The 3,065-nt window shown below is 67.4% G+C and carries 3 protein-coding genes and 1 pseudogene; 3 read left to right on the top strand and 1 reads right to left on the bottom strand.

What is annotated here, in order from left to right:
• Both ACFTZB_RS44540 and ACFTZB_RS44535 read left to right on the top strand, forming a co-directional pair.
• A pseudogene (locus ACFTZB_RS44540) lies at nucleotides 1-356 on the top strand (nitronate monooxygenase); the annotation flags it as partial.
• A gap of 310 nt (nucleotides 357-666) precedes the next feature.
• A complete protein-coding gene (locus ACFTZB_RS44535) occupies nucleotides 667-1,731 on the top strand; it encodes a LacI family DNA-binding transcriptional regulator (protein WP_378442244.1) in 1,065 nt (354 codons plus the stop codon).
• 1 nt (nucleotide 1,732) lies between these two features.
• On the opposite strand, the gene ACFTZB_RS44530 is transcribed toward ACFTZB_RS44535, so the two are convergent.
• Nucleotides 1,733-2,626, bottom strand: coding sequence for a LysR family transcriptional regulator (locus ACFTZB_RS44530; protein WP_276137881.1), 894 nt, complete (start codon nucleotides 2,624-2,626; stop codon nucleotides 1,733-1,735).
• Nucleotides 2,627-2,736: 110 nt separating this feature from the next.
• Here ACFTZB_RS44530 and ACFTZB_RS44525 point away from each other — a divergent pair.
• Nucleotides 2,737-3,065, top strand: a 329-nt coding sequence (locus tag ACFTZB_RS44525) for an aldehyde dehydrogenase family protein (protein ID WP_378442241.1), incomplete at its 3' end; no start/stop codon positions are given.

Below are 3,065 nucleotides of genomic sequence, written 5' to 3'. Positions count from 1 at the left end.
CGATTCACGACAACGTCAAGCAGCAGATTGTTCAGAACACCGAACGCGATACCCGAATTGTGTTCCGCGAGTTCCACAACTCCGCCCGCGTCGCCCGCAACTCGGTCTCCGAAGAAATCGCCACTCTCTCACGCCGACCGGATGCGACATTCGACGACATCGCCCATCTGGCCAGCGGCGCCCGCGGCCGCGAGCAGGTGTACGGCAACGGTGACGTCGAAGGCGGTCTCTGGTGGGCAAGCCAGGCCCAGGGCCTGATTCACGACATCGGCAGCTGCGAGGAGGTAGTCGACTCGATCCTCACAGACGCACAACACATCATCACCCGAACATTGCGCGACCAACTGGCCGGCTGAACAGGTCTTCTCACGCGACACCTGACCAGGCAGCGCGGCGGCGATCCAGTCCGGTCGACATGGGTACCGACCGCGTTGTCCGGTTTTCGCGGATGAGCCCGCAGCGCGCCGGCCACATATGTGGTCACTTCGCGAACAGATCCGGCACCCGGACGCGGTGATGGGCTCACCAGCGCCGCGGAGCGTTGTCTCATCCAGGGCACGACGACGTGACCTCGTCGTCACCAGGGCGAGCTGACACCCCGAAGACGCGCGCGGTCCGCCCGATAAGCTGGGCCGGGTAACCGCGTGACGGAGAGGATCGGCATTCGTGACCACGATGCACGACGTTGCCCGAGCGGCAGGCGTGTCCCAGGCGGCGGTCTCGTATGCGTACAACCAGCCTCACAAGCTGTCCGCGGCACGGCGCGCCCACATCTTCCAGGTGGCCGCGGAGCTCGGCTACGCCGGCCCCAACCCCGCGGGACGCAATCTGCGCACCGGGCAGGTCGGTGCGCTGGGGCTGATGATCACCGACTCGTTGCGCTACGCGTTCGACGATCCGGCCACCTCACAGTTGCTGAAGGGCATCTCGGAGGTCGGTGAACTCGCCGAGGTCGCGCTGACGCTGCTGCCCTGCCCACTCGAGTCGACCCGGGTGGCGGAGGGTTCCGGGGTGCTGGTGCGCGGCGCGGTGGACGGCTTCCTCGCGTACGCGATGCCGGAGGGCCACCCCGGTATGCAGACGGCGATGAGCCGCCGGCTGCCGATCGTCGTGATCGACGGTCCGAATCCCGGCGGGCTGCCCCGGGTCGGAATCCGGGATCGTGAGGCCGCCAAGGAGATCGCGGAGCATGTGCTCTCCCTCGGGCACCGCCGTGTCGGGTTTCTCGTCGACCGGCTCGTGCCCGACGGCAAGGGCGGGCACGTCGACGCCGCCCGCACCCGGGCAGCCCGCGACCACGTGATGAAGGAACGCCTCGCCGGCTACACGTCCGCGTGCCGCAAATTCAAGGTGCCGTGGTCGTCTGCCGTGGTCGTCGAAGCAGGCGGGTTCGACTACGAGTTGTCCCGCACCGCCGTCGAGACTCTGCTCGATGCCGGACCCGTGACCGCGGTCGTCGCGGCCTCCGACCTGTTGGCCCTCGCCGCGATCGATGTCGCCCAGGAACGCGGCCTCCGAGTGCCGGAGGATCTGTCGGTGGTCGGTTTCGACGACATTCCCGCGGCGCGCGCCGCCGGACTCACGACGGTTCGGCAACCCCTCGTCGGCAAGGGCCGCGAGGCAGCGCAACTGCTGCTCGACATCATCGGCGGCGGCGCGGGACGGGAAATCACACTCCCCACCGAACTCGTCGTCCGCGAGAGCGCCGGTCCCTCGCCCGCCGATCGGTGAGTTACCCTGCTGCGCCGCGCAGTTCGGGATTGCCGTCGACGATGGAGTAGAGCGCCTCGGTGATCGCCTTGACCCGGGCCAGGCGGGTCAGTTCCCGCGGCACCACCAGCCAGTAGGTGCGGTGGGCGATGAAGTCGCCGGTGAGGATCGGCACGAGGTCCTCGTCGAGCGCCCCGATGTAACTCGGCAGTGGCGCGATCCCCACGCCGTGCTTCACCGCCTGGTAGTGACCGGCGATGTTGTTGGTCTGGATCTGCGCCTGGAAATCCGGAATCAGCGCGTCGAGGATGCGCAGCGGTTCGACGTCGAGGAACGCGTCCACGTACCAGATCAACGTGTGATGCCGCAGATCCTCGAGGGCCGTGATGGGGTCGTGCTCGCTCAGGTAGTGCCGTGACGCATACAGGCGGAGGTCGTACTCCGCCAGTTTGCGGACCACCACGGACCGAGGCGACGGTCGTTCGAGGGTGACGGCGATGTCGAAGTCGCGCCCGGTCAGCAGGTCGTGGGTGGTCGACGTGACGAGTTCGGTGAACAGATCGGGGTGCTCGGACCGCACCGCCGCGAGACCCGGCACCAGCACGAACGACCCGAAACCGTCGGGCGTGATGATCCGGACGGTGCCGGTCAGCCCGCCCCGCGACGACGTCTCGTCGAGAGCGGCGAGGACCGCGGTCTCCACCGCTTCGGCGTGGGGAACCAGCCGCCTGCCCGCTTCGGTGAGCTGCCATCCCGACACCCCGCGGTCGAAAAGCCGGGTGCCCGTGTCCTTCTCGAGTCGGGTGATTCTCCGCGAGACGGTCGTGTGATCGACACCGAGTCGCTTCGCCGCGTCGGCGAGGCGGCCGGTTCTCGACAACTCCAGGAGGTAACGCATGTTGTCTGCGGTAAACATCGCCCTCACCCTCGTGCAAATCTGCAGTCCGAAGTGCCATTTTACTCGTTGACGCAGGCATTGTTGCCCAGCAGACTCGTGGTCACCCCACCTTTCCAGGAGTACATCCCATGGCCGTCATCTCCCATTGGCTCAACAACAAGACCTTCCCCGGCACCAGCGGGAACACCGCCCCCGTCACCAACCCGGCCACCGGCGCCGTCACCGGTCAGGTCGCCCTCGCCAGCGTCGAGGACGCCCGCGCCGTCATCGACTCGGCCGCCGCGGCGTTCCCCGCCTGGCGCGATACCTCCCTCGCCAAGCGGACGCAGATCATTTTCACGTTCCGCGAACTCCTCAACGAGCGCAAGGGTGAACTCGCCGAGATCATCACCTCCGAACACGGCAAGGTCGTCTCCGACGCCCTCGGCGAAGTGTCCCGCGGCCAGGAAGTCGTCGA

Source organism: Rhodococcus sp. NPDC057014, from assembly GCF_042673295.1.
Classification (GTDB): Bacteria; Actinomycetota; Actinomycetes; order Mycobacteriales; family Mycobacteriaceae; genus Rhodococcus_F.
This window is presented reverse-complemented; position numbering and strand designations above follow the sequence as displayed.